17 protein-coding genes are annotated in these 16,959 nt (G+C 61.8%); 14 read left to right on the plus strand and 3 right to left on the minus strand.

Going from position 1 to position 16,959, the window contains the following annotated elements; genetic code table 11:
- Positions 1-73 precede the first annotated feature (73 nt).
- A complete protein-coding gene (locus CEC48_RS22940) occupies positions 74-832 on the minus strand; it encodes a Nif3-like dinuclear metal center hexameric protein (RefSeq protein ID WP_010177002.1) in 759 nt (252 codons plus the stop codon).
- A gap of 103 nt (positions 833-935) precedes the next feature.
- Here CEC48_RS22940 and algW point away from each other — a divergent pair, with 103 nt between their 5' ends.
- The 3 genes from algW to CEC48_RS22955 all read left to right on the plus strand — a co-directional run bounded on the left by algW (position 936) and on the right by CEC48_RS22955 (position 5,042).
- On the plus strand, positions 936-2,090 hold the full coding sequence (gene algW / locus CEC48_RS22945) for a Do family serine endopeptidase AlgW (RefSeq protein ID WP_088425834.1): 1,155 nt from the start codon (positions 936-938) through the stop codon (positions 2,088-2,090).
- Positions 2,091-2,198: 108 nt separating this feature from the next.
- Complete coding sequence (locus tag CEC48_RS22950; RefSeq protein ID WP_088425835.1) at positions 2,199-4,310, plus strand: TonB-dependent siderophore receptor; 2,112 nt, start codon at positions 2,199-2,201, stop codon at positions 4,308-4,310.
- A gap of 12 nt (positions 4,311-4,322) precedes the next feature.
- A complete protein-coding gene (locus CEC48_RS22955; protein ID WP_088425836.1) occupies positions 4,323-5,042 on the plus strand; it encodes a DUF4198 domain-containing protein in 720 nt (239 codons plus the stop codon).
- A 76-nt stretch (positions 5,043-5,118) separates the two neighbouring features.
- Here CEC48_RS22955 and hemH read toward each other — a convergent pair whose 3' ends face one another.
- Entirely contained in the window at positions 5,119-6,144 is a 1,026-nt protein-coding gene (gene hemH, locus CEC48_RS22960) for a ferrochelatase (RefSeq protein WP_088425837.1), read from the minus strand.
- Between the two features lie 14 nt (positions 6,145-6,158).
- Positions 6,159-7,058 carry a TIGR01777 family oxidoreductase gene (locus CEC48_RS22965; RefSeq protein ID WP_088425838.1) on the minus strand — a complete coding sequence of 300 codons (900 nt, stop codon included), beginning with the start codon at positions 7,056-7,058 and terminating at the stop codon, positions 6,159-6,161.
- A 209-nt stretch (positions 7,059-7,267) separates the two neighbouring features.
- Here CEC48_RS22965 and CEC48_RS22970 point away from each other — a divergent pair, with 209 nt between their 5' ends.
- The 11 genes from CEC48_RS22970 to CEC48_RS23020 all read left to right on the plus strand — a co-directional run bounded on the left by CEC48_RS22970 (position 7,268) and on the right by CEC48_RS23020 (position 16,921).
- On the plus strand, positions 7,268-8,254 hold the full coding sequence (locus tag CEC48_RS22970; protein ID WP_088425839.1) for an NAD(P)/FAD-dependent oxidoreductase: 987 nt from the start codon (positions 7,268-7,270) through the stop codon (positions 8,252-8,254).
- The gene (locus CEC48_RS22975) at positions 8,251-8,466 is read left to right on the plus strand and encodes a TIGR02450 family Trp-rich protein (RefSeq protein ID WP_088425840.1); all 216 of its coding nucleotides are present in this window, start codon (positions 8,251-8,253) and stop codon (positions 8,464-8,466) included. Before CEC48_RS22970 ends, CEC48_RS22975 begins: the two co-directional genes overlap by 4 nt.
- 112 nt (positions 8,467-8,578) lie before the next feature.
- A complete protein-coding gene (locus tag CEC48_RS22980; RefSeq protein WP_371917782.1) occupies positions 8,579-9,550 on the plus strand; it encodes a YbgA family protein in 972 nt (323 codons plus the stop codon).
- 3 nt (positions 9,551-9,553) lie between these two features.
- Positions 9,554-10,492, plus strand: a complete 939-nt coding sequence (locus CEC48_RS22985; RefSeq protein ID WP_088425841.1) for a MerR family transcriptional regulator — start codon at positions 9,554-9,556, stop codon at positions 10,490-10,492.
- Positions 10,493-11,938 carry a deoxyribodipyrimidine photo-lyase gene (phrB, locus tag CEC48_RS22990; protein WP_088425842.1) on the plus strand — a complete coding sequence of 482 codons (1,446 nt, stop codon included), beginning with the start codon at positions 10,493-10,495 and terminating at the stop codon, positions 11,936-11,938.
- On the plus strand, positions 11,931-12,353 hold the full coding sequence (locus tag CEC48_RS22995) for a nuclear transport factor 2 family protein (RefSeq protein ID WP_088425843.1): 423 nt from the start codon (positions 11,931-11,933) through the stop codon (positions 12,351-12,353). Before phrB ends, CEC48_RS22995 begins: the two co-directional genes overlap by 8 nt.
- Positions 12,350-13,132, plus strand: a complete 783-nt coding sequence (locus CEC48_RS23000; protein WP_088425844.1) for an SDR family oxidoreductase — start codon at positions 12,350-12,352, stop codon at positions 13,130-13,132. The genes CEC48_RS22995 and CEC48_RS23000 overlap by 4 nt, the downstream gene beginning before the upstream one ends.
- Complete coding sequence (locus tag CEC48_RS23005) at positions 13,129-14,376, plus strand: NAD(P)/FAD-dependent oxidoreductase (RefSeq protein ID WP_088425845.1); 1,248 nt, start codon at positions 13,129-13,131, stop codon at positions 14,374-14,376. Before CEC48_RS23000 ends, CEC48_RS23005 begins: the two co-directional genes overlap by 4 nt.
- Entirely contained in the window at positions 14,373-15,179 is an 807-nt protein-coding gene (locus CEC48_RS23010; RefSeq protein WP_088425846.1) for a DUF1365 domain-containing protein, read from the plus strand. The genes CEC48_RS23005 and CEC48_RS23010 overlap by 4 nt, the downstream gene beginning before the upstream one ends.
- Positions 15,166-16,437 (plus strand): cyclopropane-fatty-acyl-phospholipid synthase family protein, encoded by a 1,272-nt coding sequence (locus tag CEC48_RS23015; protein ID WP_088425847.1) that lies wholly within the window; start codon positions 15,166-15,168, stop codon positions 16,435-16,437. The genes CEC48_RS23010 and CEC48_RS23015 overlap by 14 nt, the downstream gene beginning before the upstream one ends.
- Positions 16,430-16,921: a DUF2878 domain-containing protein gene (locus CEC48_RS23020; protein ID WP_088425848.1), complete on the plus strand. Its 492-nt coding sequence runs from the start codon at positions 16,430-16,432 to the stop codon at positions 16,919-16,921. Before CEC48_RS23015 ends, CEC48_RS23020 begins: the two co-directional genes overlap by 8 nt.
- Positions 16,922-16,959: the final 38 nt, after the last annotated feature.

Consider the following 16,959-nt stretch of genomic DNA (forward strand, 5'->3'; position numbering starts at 1 on the left):
AGTCAATACATGTGGCGACTGACCCACCGCATTCGCGAGCAAGCCCGCTCCTACACTTGTCCGGTGGTGTTTATTAGATCGGGTTCGGGCAATCGATGAACAGGTGTTCCAGGGCAAAACGCCGCGCCAGATAGTCACCCAAGGCCTGCACACCGTAGCGTTCGGTGGCGTGATGCCCCGCTGCTATAAAGCTGATGTCGTTTTCCCGGGCGCTGTGGAAGGTCTGCTCCGACGCTTCGCCGCTCAGGTACAGGTCGACCCCAGCCAGCACTGCCTGGTCGATATAGCCCTGGCCACCACCGGTGCACCAGCCGACGCGGCGGATCATCTCGCTGCCTTCGATCAACAGCGGCTCGCGGCCCATGGCCTCCTGCACGCGGCGGGCGAAGTCGCGGGGCGACACCGGTTCGGCCAGGGAACCCACCAGGCCGACGACCTTGAGGTTGTCCGGGTCCAGCGGGCCTTCGACGGTGATGTCCAGTTGCCGGGCCAGTTGCACGTTGTTGCCGACTTCCGGGTGCAGATCCAGGGGCAAGTGGTAGGCCAGCAGGCTGATGTCGTGCTTGAGCAGGGTTTTCAGGCGGCGCTGCTTCATGCCGGTGATGCACGGGCTTTCGCCTTTCCAAAAATAACCGTGGTGCACCAGCACCAGGTCGGCCTGGGCTTCGACGGCCGCGTCCAGCAATGCCTGGCTGGCGGTCACGCCGCTGACGATGCGCAGCACTTGCGGGCGACCCTCGACTTGCAGGCCGTTGGGGCAGTAATCGGCGATTTTTGCGCTATTAAGGTAGCGGTCCGCTTCCTCGACTAAGGTGCTCAGGGCGACGGCCATAAAAGACTCCTAAATATCCCGTTCAGAGGCGCTCAGGGCCTCGTATAATGCGCGACATTATGGGCGCTCTCCCGCCCCCTGCAACCCGTCAGGACTTTTCTTAATGCTCAAGGCACTGCGTTTTTTTGGATGGCCATTGTTGGCTGGCGTGCTGATCGCGATGCTGATTATTCAGCGTTATCCACAACTGGTCGGCCTGCCGACCCTCGATGTCAACCTGCAACAGGCACCGCAAACCAGCGCGGTGGTACAAGGCCCGGTGACTTATGCCGATGCGGTGGTGATCGCCGCACCCGCCGTGGTCAACCTGTACACCACCAAAGTCATCAACAAACCGGCGCATCCGCTGTTTGAAGACCCGCAGTTCCGGCGCTTTTTCGGCGACAACTCGCCCAAGCAGCGCCGCATGGAATCCAGCCTCGGCTCCGGGGTGATCATGAGCCCGGAAGGCTACATCCTGACCAACAACCACGTGACCACCGGTGCCGACCAGATTGTCGTGGCCCTGCGTGATGGCCGGGAAACCCTGGCCCGCGTGGTCGGCAGCGACCCGGAAACCGACCTCGCGGTACTCAAAATCGATTTGAAAAGCCTGCCCTCGATCACCATCGGCCGCTCCGAAGGCTTGCGTGTAGGTGACGTGGCGCTGGCCATCGGCAACCCGTTCGGGGTCGGCCAAACAGTGACCATGGGCATCATCAGCGCCACCGGGCGTAACCAGTTGGGCCTCAACAGCTACGAAGACTTTATCCAGACCGACGCGGCGATCAACCCCGGCAACTCCGGCGGCGCGCTGGTGGATGCCAACGGCAACCTGACCGGCATCAACACCGCGATCTTCTCCAAGTCCGGCGGCTCCCAGGGCATCGGTTTCGCCATCCCGGTGAAACTCGCCACTGAAGTGATGAAATCGATCATTGAGCATGGCCAGGTGATTCGTGGCTGGCTGGGGATTGAAGTACAGCCGCTGACCAAGGAACTGGCCGAGTCGTTTGGCCTGACCGGGCGCCCTGGCATTGTGGTGGCGGGGATCTTCCGCGACGGCCCGGCGCAGAAAGCCGGCCTGCAATTGGGCGATGTGATCCTCAGCATCGACGGCGAACCAGCCGGCGATGGCCGCAAGTCGATGAACCAGGTGGCGCGGATCAAACCGACCGACAAGGTGGCGATCCAGGTGATGCGCAATGGCAAAGAGATCAAGTTGCAGGCAGAAGTGGGCCTGCGCCCGCCACCTGCGCCGGTGAAAGAAGAGGAATAACGGCTTCAGGAGCCCGCTCGCGGGCTCCTGTTACCTAATATTTCAGAGGAAAATTATTCTCATTAGAGATGTTATATTGTTTCAATATCGCTATTGGAACGCTCTATCATGCCGTCTCGAAGATTTGCCCCACTGGCCGGAATCGCCTTGGGTTTACTGGTAGACCCGGCCTACGCCGAAGACACCCCAGCGCTTGAACTGGACGCCACCCGCATCACCAGCGAGGCGTACGAATCGGCCACTGGCCCGGTCAAGGGCTATCGCGCCACCCGCTCCGCCAGCGCCACCAAAACCGACACCGCCCTGCGGGATATCCCACAATCCATCAGCGTGATTCCTGCCTCGGTGCTCAAGGACCTGGGCAGCACCAACGTCGAGCGCGCCCTGGAGTTTGCTGGCGGCGTCTCCAGACAGAACAACTTCGGCGGCCTGACGCTTTACGAATACAGCGTGCGCGGCTTCACCACTTCAGAGTTTTACGTGGACGGTTTCAGCGCCAACCGCGGTTACCCGAGCACACCGGACGCGGCCAATATCGAACGCATCGAAGTGCTCAAGGGCCCCGCCGCCAGCCTGTATGGCCGTGGCGATCCGGGCGGCACGGTAAACATCGTCAGCAAAAAGCCGCAACCCGAAGCCTTCACCACCGTGCAGACCAGCGCCGGCAGTTGGGACCGCTACCGCACCGCGCTGGACGTGAACACGCCGCTCGATAGCGAGGGTAACGTCTTGTCGCGGGTCAACCTGGCGGTGGAAGACAACCACAGCTTCCGTGATCACGTGGACGCCAAGCGGGTGTTCGTCGCGCCCTCCATCAGTTGGCAACTGGACCCGGACACCCGCCTGTTGGTGGAAAGCGAATTCGTGCGCCACCGCTCCACCTTCGACCGTGGCATCGTCGCGCCGAACAACCGCTGGAGCGGCGTTTCCCGCTCGACCTTCCTCGGCGAGCCCAACGACGGCGATATCCGCAACCACAACAACCGCCTGCAAGCCACCCTCGAACATCACCTCAACGATGCCTGGCAACTGCGCCTGGCCAGCCATTACAAACAAGGCAGCCTGTGGGGCGATGCCTCGGAAAACCGCCCACTGGATGCCGACGGCCACACCCTCAACCGCCGCTACCGCGAACGCTCCACCGGTTGGCACGACAGCATCACCCAGCTCGAACTGCGGGGTTTGTTCGACATCGGCAGTTGGCAGCACGAGCTGTTGATCGGCACCGAATACGAGGACTACCGCAAGAAAGAACGGGTGACCACCATCGCCGGCGGCCCCTATACCGTCGACATCTATAACCCGGTCTACGGCCAGTCAAAACCCAACGGCGAACGCTCCGGCACCAACTTTTTCGAGCAGGTGAAAAGCCAGGCGCTGAACCTGCAGGACCAGATTGTCTTCACCGATCGCCTGCGCGGGATGGTCGGCGCGCGCTTCGAACACTTCGAGCAGCACACCGACGACTTCGCCCGCAACCACGCCAAAAGCCGGCAAACCCACGACGCCCTGACCCAGCGCGCCGGCCTGCTCTACCAACTGACGCCTGAAGTGGGCCTGTTCGCCAACGCCTCCACCTCGTTCAAACCCAACAACGGCCTGGACGCCGGCGGCAAATCCTTCAAGCCCGAAGAAGGCGTGGGTTATGAAATCGGCATCAAGAGCGAGCTGTTCGACGACCGCCTGAGCACCACCCTCGCCGCGTTCCATATCGAGAAGGAAAATGTCCTGGCCCTGGACCCGGCCACCGACACCAACCGCGCCATGGGCAAGGCCCGTAGCCAGGGTTTTGACCTGCAACTGACCGGGCAGGTGACTGACGCCGTACGGGTTATCGGTGCCTTTGCCTACATCGACGCCGAAGTGACTAAAGGCGACAAAGCCATCCCCGCCGGCAGCCGGATTCTCGGCGTGGCCAAACGCAGCGGCAGCCTGCTTGGGGTGTATGAATTCCAGGACGGCCTGCTGCGTGGCTCCGACCTTGGCGCAGCGTTCACTTACGTCGGCGATCGCTCGGGTGAAGCCGGTGGCCGCTTCGAATTACCGGCCTACCACACCGTCGATTTGCTGGCCCATTACAAGGCCAGCGACAACGTCACCGTGGGCCTGAACCTCAACAACCTGTTCGATGAAAAGTACTACGAGCGCTCCTACAGCAATTACTGGGTCAACCCCGGTGAGCCGCGCAATTTCACCGTCAGCCTGACCCTCAACCTGTAAAAGGACGTCACCATGCAAGCCTTAAAATCCCTGGCCGTGCTCAGCCTGTTGTTTGCCACCCAAGTCTCCGCCCACGGGCTGTGGACAGAACAACGACGCGCCAATATCGAAGTGATCTACGGCCACGGCGCCGAAGACAACGCGTTCAAGGCGCAGAAAATCAGCGGCGCCTGGGCTTATGACGCAGGCGGCAAAATGATCCCGGTGACCGTGGAGCGGCTGCCCGACCATGCGCGCCTGAAGCCGCTCAAGCCGCCCGCCGTTTTGGCCGTGGCGCTGAATAACGGGATGTGGTCGCAGACGGCTGACAAAAAATGGATCAACGAAGGCCGCAGCAATGTGCCGGGGGCGATTGAGTCGACCCAGACCTTCAAGTACAGCCTGGCGATTTACCAGCCGGGGGCGAAGTTGCCGAAGCTGGATCAGATCAAGCTGCTGATCTTGCCGGAGGTTGATCCGCTGACTGTCGGGCCGGGGAAATCACTGCCCGTACGAGTGCTGCTGGATGGCAAACCGGCGGCGGGGATCAAATTGATTGGGGATTATCGCAATGCACCGAACACCTTGAGCACAGAGACCGATAAGGACGGCCGCGCCCAGGTGTTGGTGAGGAATGAAGGGTTGAATGTGATTGCGGCGCAGGTGGAGATCCCGCTGAAGGACAATGCCGATGTGGCGACTCGCGGACTGTTCAGTTCCCTGACCTTCCTGGGCGAGCCGCATCACGAATAACAACGAAAGTTCAGAGTGGGCACAGTAAGTGTGGGAGCGGGCTTGCTCGCGCACATTTAGTCCTCACTCGGCTTGATTACAGCGCTACCGGCGCTCTTTCGCACAGCGTATTGAGCGCCACTGCCCACTGCTCGCTGTCATTGAGGCAAGGCACCAACACCAACTCCTCGCCCCCCGCCTCGCGGAACTGCTCCAACCCGCGATCACCAATCTCTTCCAGCGTCTCGATGCAGTCCGCGACAAACGCCGGGCACATCACCAGCAACTTCTTCACGCCTTGCTGAGCCAGCGCTTCAAGGCGCGCCTCGGTGTAGGGTTCGATCCACTTGGCCCGGCCCAACCGCGACTGGAACGCCACCGACCACTTGCCATCCGGCAAGCCCAGGCGCTCGGCAAAATCCCGCGCAACGCTGAAGCACTGCGCGCGATAGCAGGTGGCAAGCACCTCGGGAGAGGCGTTCTGGCAACAGTTGGCGTCCTTGAAACAGTGTTGCCCGGTAGGGTCGAGCTTTTTCAGGTGGCGTTCCGGCAGCCCGTGGAAACTCAACAGCAGGTGATCAAAATCCTGTTCCACGTAAGCCTTGGCACTGTTGGCCAACGCATCGAGGTATTCCGGCTGATCATAGAACGGCTGCAAAATCGAAAACTCGATCGCCAGCTTTTTGTCCCGCACCACGCGCCGGGCTTCTTCAATCACCGTGGTCACGGTGCTGTCGGCAAACTGTGGGTACAGCGGTGCCAGGGTGACTTTCTTGATGCCCTGGCTTGCCAACCGCACCAGCACCGTTTCAATCGACGGTTCGCCGTAGCGCATCGCCAATTCCACCGGGCCTTGGGTCCATTGCGAGGTCATCTGTTGTTGCAGGCGACGGCTGAGCACTACCAGCGGCGAACCTTCGTCCCACCAGATCGAGGCGTAGGCATGGGCCGACTGCTCGGGACGCTTGATCAGGATCAGCGACACCAGCAAGCGCCGCACCGGCCACGGCAGGTCGATGACGTAAGGGTCCATCAGGAATTGATTAAGGTAGCTGCGCACATCCGCCACCGAAGTGGACGCCGGTGAACCCAGGTTGACCAGTAACAACGCGTGATCCGTCATGCAACATCCTATCTTTAGAGGCGGCTGGACAAGTCGTCCAGGGCCGCGTGCAACTCAGTGAACTGGAAAGTGAAACCAGCGGCCAACAGCCGCTGCGGCAACGCCCGCTGGCCACCCAGCAACAAGCCGGACAACTCACCCAGGCCGATGCGCAAGGCAAACGCCGGCATAGGCATGAAGGCCGGGCGGTGCAGCACCTTGCCCAGGGTCTTGGCGAACTCGAGGTTGCGCACCGGGTGTGGCGCGCAGGCATTATAAGGACCGCGGGCATCGCTCTTGTGCAGAAGAAAATCAATCAGGGCGATTTGATCCTTTATATGGACCCACGGCATCCACTGCCGACCATTGCCGATAGGCCCGCCCAGCGCCAGTTTGAACGGCAACAACAGCCGCGACAAAAAGCCGCCCTCGGCCGCCAGCACCAGCCCGGTTCGCACCAGCACCACACGGATACCCAATGCCTCGGCGCGCTGGGCTGTTTCTTCCCAGGCGATAGAGAGCTGGCTGCCGAAATCGTCCTGCACCGAGCCGCTGTCTTCGGTCAGCTCACGCTCGCCGCCGTCGCCGTACCAGCCAACCGCAGAACCAGAGATCAGCACCGCCGGTTTTTGCTCAAGGCCCTCAAACCAGGCCAGCAACGTTTCGGTGAGACCGATACGGCTGCTCCACAGCAGCGCCTTGCGTTTATGCGTCCAGGGGCGGTCGGCAATCGGCGCGCCAGCCAGGTTGACCACCGCGTCCACCGGCTCGTTGATGTCTTGCAGGCGGGCAATGCCGCGCACTTGGGCGCCGCACAATTTGGCCACTTGTTCAGGATGGCGGCTCCAGACCGTGAGGCGATGGCCCTGGGCAAGCCAGTGTTGGCAAAGTTGGCGGCCGATCAAACCCGTACCGCCGGTCAGCAAAATGTGCATGAGTTGTTCCTCGTGTAACGTTCGCCGACCACCGTTAGTCTATTTTATAGACAGGGATGTTTTAATCGGGCGCAACGGTGGTTAAACCCTCAGGGTTAACCATAGGTCACGCCAAACGATCAGGTATGCCAAAACTTATACCAAAAAACAATATTGTACAGCTATTGGTGTCGGCGTAGTCTGTACCCAACGGTAAAACGAGGCCTCCCATGACTGTTCCCATCGCGATCATCGGCACCGGCATCGCCGGTCTCTCCGCCGCCCGAGCGTTAAAAGACGCGGGGCACGTTGTACAACTCTTCGATAAAAGCCGCGGCAGTGGCGGTCGCATGTCCAGCAAGCGCAGTGATGCGGGCGCCTTGGACATGGGCGCGCAGTACTTCACCGCCCGCGACCGGCGCTTCGTCAACGAGGTGCAACGCTGGCAGGCCAATGGTTGCGCCGAGCAATGGAAGCCACAGCTGTACAACTTCAAGTCCGGGCAACTGACGCCCTCCCCCGATGAACAGATCCGCTGGGTTGGCACGCCGCGCATGAGCGCGATCACCCGCGCCCTGCTCGATGACCTGCCGGTGCAGTTCGGTTGCCGCATCACCGAAGTGTTCCAGGGCAAACAGCACTGGAACCTGCTGGACGCCGACGGCGAAAGCCACGGCCCGTTCAGCCACGTCATCATCGCCACCCCGGCACCACAAGCCACCGCCTTGCTGGCCGCCGCGCCCAAGCTGGCGAGTGCCGCCGCCGGGGTAAAGATGGACCCGACCTGGGCCATCGCCCTGGCCTTCGACAAGCCTCTGGATACGCCCATGGAAGGCTGCTTCGTGCAAGACAGCCCGCTTGACTGGCTGGCCCGCAACCGCAGCAAACCGGGGCGCGACACCACCCTCGACACCTGGGTATTGCACGCCACCAGCACCTGGAGCAAGCAACACCTGGACCTGTCCAAGGAAGCCGTGATCGAACACCTGCACGGCGCTTTCGCCGAGCTGCTGCACAGCGCCATGCCGCCGCCGTCCTTCACCCTCGCCCACCGCTGGCTGTATGCGCGGCCGTCCTCCAGCCATGAATTTGGCGTACTGGCCGACGCCGACCTGGGCTTGTACGTGTGCGGTGACTGGTGCCTGTCGGGCCGCGTGGAAGGCGCCTGGCTCAGCGGCCAGGAAGCGGCGCGGCGGTTGATCGAGCACCTGCAATGAACCGCATCAATCCCGCCAAGTTGCTGCTGTCGAAGTGGACAGCAGCCCACCCGCAGCACAAGGAAAAACATTTCCTGGTGACCAAGTTGCTGCGCGACGACGAAGGCGATGTGCAGGAGATTGAGCTGGAAGCCGTGATGAGCCATCGCGTGCAGCGGCTGGCCTGGCAAACCCTGCAAAACGCCGAAGACTGGAAAATCGGCTGGAAATAGCCATCCCGCAAATACCTGTACAAATTATTTGACTTGTACAGCTTCAAACCTATGATGAGATCAAGTTGTACAGAAATTTAACTCTGTACAGGAATTTCACAGAGGTTTGGCCATGCCCAGCACCCTGCCCTCCACCGGAAAACCGAAGATCGCCATCAGCGCCTGCCTGCTGGGCGAAAACGTGCGCTTCAACGGCGGGCACAAACAATCCCAATTGTGCAGCCAAACCCTCGCCGATTATTTCGACTTCGTGCCGCTGTGCCCTGAAGTCGCCATCGGCCTGGGCATTCCCCGCGAGCCGATTCGCCTGGTGGGCGACCCGCTCAACCCCCAGGCCGTCGGCACCGTGCACCGCGAACTCAACGTGACCCAGCCGCTGGACGAGTACGGCCAACAAATGGCCGCTGAACACACTGACCTGTGCGGTTACATCTTCATGCAGAAATCCCCATCCTGCGGGCTGGAGCGGGTCAAGGTCTATCAGGACAACGGCATGCCCATCGACGGCGGCGGGCGCGGCATCTACGCCCAGGCGTTTTGCGCACGCCACCCCAACCTGCCGGTGGAAGAAGACGGTCGGCTGAATGACCCGGTGCTGCGGGAAAACTTCCTGACGCGGGTGTTCGTCTACGCCACCTGGCAGCAACTGCTCGCCGAAGGCCTGACCCGCCACCGCCTGCTGGAATTTCACTCGCGCTACAAATACCTGCTGATGGCCCACAGCCCGGGGCATTACAAAAGCCTCGGCAACCTGCTGGGCAGCATGCGCAAGGACGTCGACCTCGATGCCTTGGCGACCGGCTATTTCAGCGAGCTGATGACCGCGCTGACCAAGTGCGCCACCCGTGGCACCCACACCAACGTGCTGCAACACATCAGCGGCTACCTCAAGCAAGCCATCAGCGCCGAAGACAAACAGGAAGTGCAGACCCTCATCGGCCAATACCGCCTGGGCATCGTGCCACTGGTGGTGCCGTTGACCCTGCTCAAGCACCACTTTCGCCAGCATCCGGACCGCTACATCGCGCAGCAGGCCTACCTGCAACCGCACCCGGAAAACCTCAGCCTGCGTAATGCGATTTAGCCCATGAATTTTTCCCTGCAAGACGACAACGACCCCGGCGAAGATTTCGCCCAAGCCTTGGAAGAAGGCTGGCTGCCGATCCGTGAAGTGGCGCGCCAGACCGGCGTCAACGCCGTGACCCTGCGCGCTTGGGAACGGCGTTACGGCCTGATCGTGCCCCAGCGCACGCCCAAGGGGCACCGGCTGTTCAGCGCCGAGCACGTGCAACGCATCCACACCATCCTGACCTGGCTCAACCGCGGCGTGCCGGTCAGCCAGGTCAAGAGCCTGATCGACACCGCGCACGCCACCAGCGAGCCGCCGGTGGAGAACGAATGGCACAGCCGCCGCCAGAACCTGTTGCAGGCCATCAGCGAACTGGCCGAGCGCCGGGTGGATGACGCCTTCAACCAGGCCATGGCGCTCTACCCGCCGCGCACCTTGTGCGAGCAACTGTTGCTGCCGTTGCTCAAGGAGCTTGAGCTGCGCTGGCAAGGCCAATTCGGCGCGCAGATGGAGCGGGTGTTTTTCTATTCCTGGCTGCGCAGCAAATTCGGCGCGCGGATGTACCACAACAACCGCCAGCTCAACGGCGCGCCGCTGCTGCTGATCAACCATTCCGACCTGCCGCTGGAGCCGCACCTGTGGCTCACCGCCTGGCTGGCCAGCAGTGCCGATTGCCCGGTGGAAGTCTTCGACTGGCCCTTGCCGACCGGCGAACTGGCCTTGGCCGTCGAGCACCTGCAACCCCGCGCAGTGCTGCTGTATTCGAGCAAGTCACTGCAGGTGTCGGCGCTGGGCAAATTGCTCAGCGGCATTGACTGCCCAAAGCTGATAACCGGACCAACGGTATGCATCCATCAGGCCGAGCTGTCCGTATTAACCCAAGACATTCCTGAATTGCTCCTGGCCGAAGACCCGTTGTCGGCCCATCAGGCACTGATCCAGCGTGGACTTATTTAAATGCACTTGATCTGGTTGCGCACCGACCTGCGCCTACATGACAACACCGCCCTCGCCGCCGCCGCACAGCGCGGCCCGACAGCGGCTGTCTACCTGATTAGCCCCGAGCAATGGCTGGCCCACGATGACGCGCCGTGCAAAGTCGACTTCTGGCTGCGCAACCTGCAGCGCTTGAGCGCGGCACTGGGCGAGTTGAACATTCCGTTATTGATCCGCCATGCCGCTACCTGGGACCAGGCACCCAAAGTCCTGGTCGACCTGTGCCAGGAACTGTCGGTGGAGTCGGTGCACGTCAATGACGAATACGGCATTCATGAAGAGCGCCGCGACGCCGCCGTGGCCGAGGCCCTCGAAGCCCGAGGCGTAACGCTCTACAACTACCTGGACCAGTTGCTGTTCCAGCCCGGCAGCGTCCTGACCAAGACGGGCACGTACTTCCAGGTGTTCAGCCAGTTTCGCAAGGTCTGCTACAGCCGCTTGCACGGCGCCTTGCCGCGCCTGGTGGCCACACCCAAGGCACAAGCGCCGCTCAAGCTCAAAAGCGACCCGATCCCCGATCACGTCGACGGTTTTGCTACCCCAAGCGAGGCCCTGCGCGCCCTGTGGCCTGCCGGTGAAGCCGAAGCCCGGCGCCGGCTCGATCAGTTTTCCGACGCGCAAATCAGCTACTACAAGGACGAACGCGACTTCCCGGCCAAGCCCGGCACCAGCCAGCTTTCGGCCTACCTCGCTGCGGGCGTGGTCTCGCCGCGCCAATGCCTGCACGCCGCGCTGCAAAGCAACCAGGGTGAATTCGAAAGCGGCGACATCGGCGCCATCACCTGGATCAACGAGCTGCTGTGGCGCGAGTTCTACAAACATATCCTGGTGGGCTACCCACGGGTCTCGCGCCACCGCGCCTTCCGCCCCGAGACCGAAGCCGTGGCCTGGCGCAACAGCCCTGAGGACTTGAAGGCCTGGCAGGAAGCACGCACCGGCCTGCCGATCATCGATGCGGCCATGCGCCAATTGCTGGAAACCGGCTGGATGCACAACCGCCTGCGCATGGTGGTGGCGATGTTCCTGACCAAAAACCTGCTGATCGACTGGCGTGAAGGCGAGCGGTTTTTCATGCGCCACCTGATCGACGGCGACCTGGCGGCCAACAACGGCGGCTGGCAGTGGAGCTCGTCCACCGGCACCGATTCGGCGCCGTACTTCCGGATTTTCAGCCCCTTGAGCCAGTCGGAAAAATTCGACGGCGAAGGCGTGTTTATCAAGCACTGGCTGCCGCAACTGGCGGCGCTGAACAAAAAGGAAGTGCACAACCCCGACGCCGTGGGCGGGCTGTTTGGCGTGGCCGACTATCCTCGCCCTATCGTCGATTTGAAAAAATCCCGCGACCGCGCCCTCGCCGCCTTCCGCAGCCTGCCTTCACGCCAGGCGGTTGGAGGCAGCTATGAGTGACTTCCTGCGCCGCTTCGCCCAGGCCTTTGCCAGTGTGGACAAACACAATCTGCACCTGCTCGACAGCCTGTACAGCAAAGACATCAGCTTCACCGACCCGCTGCACGAAGTGCACGGGCTACCGGCGTTGCACCGCTACTTCGCCGCGCTGTACGACAACGTCACCCAACTGCGTTTTGACTTCCATGGCTTCGATCAAGTGGCTGAAGGCGAAGGCTACTTGCGCTGGAAAATGAGCTTCTGCCACCCGCGCCTGGCCAAGGGTGAAGTGATTCGCGTCGAAGGCTGCTCGCACCTGTTGTGGCGCGACAAGGTGTACCGCCATCGGGATTATTTCGATGCAGGCGCGCTGCTGTATGAACACGTGCCGGTCCTCGGCGGCGTGGTCAGTTGGCTGAAAAGGAGAATGGGATGAACCTCGTGCTGCCTCGTCGTTATTGGTTGACCGGTGCCAGCAGTGGCATCGGTGCCGAATTGGCCAAAGCACTGCTCGAGAGCGGCGCCCATGTGGCCGTCAGCTCGCGCTCCAAGACGCCGCTGGAACAGCTTGCGCAGCAATACCCCGGGCAAGTGCTGGTGGTTGAGGGCGACCTGACCAACAGCCAGACCGTGCGCGAAATCGGCGAGCATATCGCCGTGGTCTGGGGCTCGCTGGACACGGTGATTCTGAATGCCGGCACCTGCGAATACGTGGATGCCAAGCAGTTCGATGCCTCGATCATCGAGCACGTGGTGCGCACCAACCTATTGGCCAGCAGCTACTGCATCGAGGCTGCCCTGCCGCTGTTGCGCGCCGGCAATACGCCGCACCTGGTCGGCGTCGCCAGTGCCGTGACGTATCTGCCGATGCCTAGGGCGGAAGCCTACGGCGCGTCCAAGGCCGGCTTGCGTTACCTGTTCGAGTCCCTGCGCATCGACCTGTCACCCGAAGGCATTGACGTGACCGTGGTCAGCCCGGGGTTTGTCGATACGCCACTGACCGCCCGCAATGATTTCCCGATGCCCTTGAGCTGGCCGGCCGACAAGGCCGCACGGCACATCTTCGCCAAGCTGCAAAACCGCCCCTTGGAGATCGCGTTCCCCGCGCTGTTTATTGCCGCGATGTGGCCACTGTCGAAACTGCCGAACCGCGCCAAGCTGATCATCGGCAAACGCATGCTGCGTAGCCCGCCACCGAGAAAGGACGACCTGTGAAGATCGCCATTATCGGCAGCGGCATCGCCGGGCTGACCAGTGCCTATCTGCTCAGCCGCCGCCACGACATCACCCTGTTTGAAGCGGGCGACCGCATCGGCGGGCACACCCACACGGTGAATGTCACGGTGGATGGCAAAAGCTATGCGGTGGACACCGGTTTTATCGTGTTCAACAACTGGACCTATCCCAACTTCATCAAGCTGCTGGGCCAGGTCGGCGTGAAGTTCAAACCCACCGAGATGAGTTTTTCCGTGTGCGACCCGAACGCCGGGTTCGAGTACAACGGCAACAACCTAAACAGCCTGTTCGCCCAGCGCCGCAATATTCTGTCGCCGGGATTTTGGGGCATGCTGCGCGACATCCTGCGCTTCAACCGCCAGGCGCCGCTGGACCTGCAAGAGCAACGCATCAGCGCCGAAATGACCCTGGGTGAGTACCTGCAAGCCGGTGGCTATGGCCAGCGGTTTATCCAGCATTACATCGTGCCGATGGGCGCGGCGATCTGGTCGATGTCCCTGGCGGACATGCTCGGGTTTCCCCTGCAATTCTTCGTGCGGTTCTTCAAGAACCATGGCTTGTTGTCGGTGAGCAACCGGCCGCAGTGGTGCGTGATCGAAGGCGGTTCCAGCCGTTATATCGAGCCGTTGACCCAGTCGTTCCGCGAAAAGATTCGCCTCAATTGCCCGGTCACCCGGGTTGAGCGCACAGCGATCGGTGTGGTTATCCACAGCGCCGCCGGCAGCGAGGCATTCGACAAGGTGGTGTTCGCCTGCCACAGCGACCAGGCCCTGGCGTTGCTGGGCGATGCGAGCCTGGCTGAGCAACAGATCCTCGGTGCCCTGCCCTACGCCGATAACGACGTAGTGCTGCACACCGACACCCGGTTGCTGCCCGACCGCAAACTGGCCTGGGCCAGCTGGAATTACCGCCTCGACGGCGGCGCGCAAAAACAGGCCGCCGTGACCTACGACATGAACATTCTGCAGGGCATCGACAGCGCCACCACTTTTTGTGTGAGCCTCAACCAGACGGCGATGATCAACCCGCTCAAAGTCCTCGCCCGCTACACCTACGCCCACCCGCAATACAGCCTGGCCGCCGTGGCCGCGCAGGCACGCTGGGAAGAATTGCACGGCGCGCAGCACACCTATTTTTGCGGCGCCTACTGGGCCAACGGTTTCCACGAAGACGGCGTGGTCAGCGCGTTGCGCGTGGCCAAGGCGTTTGGGGAAATCCTGTGAACAGCGCCCTGTACAGCGGCTGGATCGCCCATCGGCGGTTTACGCCCAAGGGCCATGCCTTCCGCTACCGGATCGGCCTGCTGTACCTGGACCTCAGCGAACAGCACGAAGTGTTCGGTTTGTCGCCACTGGCTGGCGACTCCTGGGCGCCGTTCGCGTTTCGCCAGCAGGATTACCTGCATGAATTTACCCGTCACGGCATGAGCTTGACCGATGCCGTACGCCAAGAAGTCGGCAAGGCTCTGGGGCGTACCCCCACGGGCGCTATCTGCCTACTGACCCAGGCCCGCAGTTGGGGCCTGGCCTTTAACCCGGTGAGTTTCTTCTACTGCTTCGAGGCCGATGGAACACTGGCCGCGATCCTCTGTGAAGTGACCAACACCCCGTGGCGCGAGCGCTATCACTACGTGCTGCCGGCCCAGGCGCTGCCTGCCGGTGAGCACCAGCACTTCGCCGTGGCCAAGGCGTTTCATGTCTCGCCATTTTTGCCCCGGGACCTGGAATACCGCATGAGCTTCAGCCCGCCCGCCGCGAAACTCGGCGTGCACATGGCCGACTGGCAGGGCGAAGTAAAAGTCTTCGACGCCACCTTGAGCCTGCAACGGGAAGCCTTGAACCGCGCCAGCCTGCACCGTTACCTGTGGCGCTTCCCGTGGATGACCGCCAAGACCTGCCTGGCCATTTACTGGCAGGCCCTGCGCCTTTTGCTTAAACGCACGCCGATTTTTTCCCATCACGCCGCCGAAGGCGCTTCTCGCACCGCAGTCGGATACACCAAGGATCGCCGCCATGAAATCCCCTAGCTTATCGGTCAAATCCAATCGCTTGAACGTCAACGGCATGACCGCCGCGCTGCTGCGTAAAGCGGTGCTGCGCCAGCTCGGCCAACTGCGCCACGGCCAGTTGGTGGTGGTCGAGGACGGCGAACGGCAAGTCTTTGGCGCACGGGAAGCGCACCTGCTGGGGGAAATCCAGATCCTCGATTCAGCCGTGTGGGGCCTGGTGGCGGCCAACGGTTCCATCGGCGCCGGCGAGGCGTTTATTCATGGTTACTGGAGCAGCCCGGACCTGACCGCCGTGGTGCGGGTGATGGTCAGCAACCTCGACGTGCTCGATGCGCTGGAAGGTGGCCTGGCGAAACTGGCACGGCCCTTCACTCAAGGCCTGCACTGGCTCAACCGTAATACGCGCAAGGGCTCACAGAAAAACATCGCCGCCCACTACGACCTGGGCAACGACCTGTTCGAGGAATTCCTCGACCCGACCATGATGTATTCGGCCGCGCAGTTCCTCACCGCCGACGACACCCTGGAACAGGCGCAGTTGAACAAGCTGGAACGCATCTGCCAGAAGCTCGCGCTGAAACCGTCCGACCACCTGCTGGAAATCGGCACCGGCTGGGGCAGCATGGCGATTTATGCGGCGCAGCAATACGGCTGCAAGGTCACCACCACGACCTTGTCCAAAGAGCAGTTTGCCTACACCGAAAAACGCATCGAGGCCCTGGGTTTGCAGAATCAGGTGACGTTGCTGCTGGAGGACTATCGCGACCTGACCGGGCAGTACGACAAGCTGGTGTCCATCGAGATGATCGAAGCCGTGGGCCATCGCTTCCTGCCGACCTATTTCAAACAGTGCGCGCAGTTGCTCAAGAGCAATGGCCTGATGTTGCTGCAAGCCATCACCATTCGTGAGCAGCGCTATGAACAGGCCAAGAGCAGCGTAGATTTTATCCAGCGCTACATCTTCCCCGGCGGCGCCCTGCCCTGTGTGCAAAAGATGCTGGAAGTCGTCAGCCGCGACACCGACATGAACCTGCTGCACATGGAAGATTTCGGCCTGCACTACGCGCGAACCCTGCGCCTGTGGCATGAGAACTTTCGCCGCGCCCACAGCCGCCTGACAGAAATGGGCTACGACGAATACTTCCTGCGCCTGTGGGAGTTTTACCTGTGCTACTGCGAAGGCGGCTTTATGGAGCGCACCATCGGCACCGCGCAAATGCTGCTGGCCAAACCAGCGGCGCTGACCCAGCCGCTGCTCGGACGCTTTGATGCTTAAACCACTGGCGAATGCCGTGCTGTTCCAGTGCGGCTGGTTTGCCTGTGTGCTGGGCGGCGACAGCCTGTGGCTGTTGGTGGGCTTAGCGGTGCTGGCGGTCCACCTGCTGTGGATAAGTTCATGGCCAGAGGAAGGCCAAGTGATTCTTGCCGTGACGCTGTTGGGCACAGTGATCGACACCTCGCTGCGCGCATTGGGTGTGTTTCACTTCAGCATGCCGGGGCCGTTGGCGCCTTTGTGGCTAATCCTGTTGTGGGCCTTGCTGGCAACCACGCTGCGCCATTGCCTGGCCTGGAGCGCGCAGCCTTGGTGGCGTGCGAGCCTGTTGGGCGCGGTGGGTGGGCCGTTGTCTTATTACGCGGGCAGCCAACTGGCCGGGGTCAGTTTCGGCTATGGCACCGTGCCGACCTTCATCGGCCTGGCGTTGCTCTGGGGGATGATCTTCCCGTTGCTGCACTGGGTCGCCCGGCAGTTGGCACACTGACGTCCGTCAGGCCTTTCACACACGTATAAGCCGCTTGC

This window comes from Pseudomonas sp. K2I15, from assembly GCF_002204795.1.
In the GTDB taxonomy this organism is placed as follows: Bacteria; Pseudomonadota; Gammaproteobacteria; order Pseudomonadales; family Pseudomonadaceae; genus Aquipseudomonas.

Bases quoted from the DNA above. Each gene is read 5' to 3' on its own strand.
- CEC48_RS23000 (WP_088425844.1), top strand. From the start codon at position 12,350: ATGAACCTCGTGCTGCCTCGTCGTTATTGGTTGACCGGTGCCAGCAGT.
- algW (WP_088425834.1), top strand. From the start codon at position 936: ATGCTCAAGGCACTGCGTTTTTTTGGATGGCCATTGTTGGCTGGCGTG.
- CEC48_RS22940 (WP_010177002.1), bottom strand. From the start codon at position 832: ATGGCCGTCGCCCTGAGCACCTTAGTCGAGGAAGCGGACCGCTACCTT.
- CEC48_RS23020 (WP_088425848.1), top strand. From the start codon at position 16,430: ATGCTTAAACCACTGGCGAATGCCGTGCTGTTCCAGTGCGGCTGGTTT.
- CEC48_RS22975 (WP_088425840.1), top strand. From the start codon at position 8,251: ATGAACCGCATCAATCCCGCCAAGTTGCTGCTGTCGAAGTGGACAGCA.
- hemH (WP_088425837.1), bottom strand. From the start codon at position 6,144: ATGACGGATCACGCGTTGTTACTGGTCAACCTGGGTTCACCGGCGTCC.
- CEC48_RS22985 (WP_088425841.1), top strand. From the start codon at position 9,554: ATGAATTTTTCCCTGCAAGACGACAACGACCCCGGCGAAGATTTCGCC.
- CEC48_RS22970 (WP_088425839.1), top strand. From the start codon at position 7,268: ATGACTGTTCCCATCGCGATCATCGGCACCGGCATCGCCGGTCTCTCC.
- CEC48_RS22950 (WP_088425835.1), top strand. From the start codon at position 2,199: ATGCCGTCTCGAAGATTTGCCCCACTGGCCGGAATCGCCTTGGGTTTA.
- CEC48_RS23015 (WP_088425847.1), top strand. From the start codon at position 15,166: ATGAAATCCCCTAGCTTATCGGTCAAATCCAATCGCTTGAACGTCAAC.
- CEC48_RS22965 (WP_088425838.1), bottom strand. From the start codon at position 7,058: ATGCACATTTTGCTGACCGGCGGTACGGGTTTGATCGGCCGCCAACTT.
- CEC48_RS22980 (WP_371917782.1), top strand. From the start codon at position 8,579: ATGCCCAGCACCCTGCCCTCCACCGGAAAACCGAAGATCGCCATCAGC.
- phrB (WP_088425842.1), top strand. From the start codon at position 10,493: ATGCACTTGATCTGGTTGCGCACCGACCTGCGCCTACATGACAACACC.
- CEC48_RS22995 (WP_088425843.1), top strand. From the start codon at position 11,931: ATGAGTGACTTCCTGCGCCGCTTCGCCCAGGCCTTTGCCAGTGTGGAC.
- CEC48_RS22955 (WP_088425836.1), top strand. From the start codon at position 4,323: ATGCAAGCCTTAAAATCCCTGGCCGTGCTCAGCCTGTTGTTTGCCACC.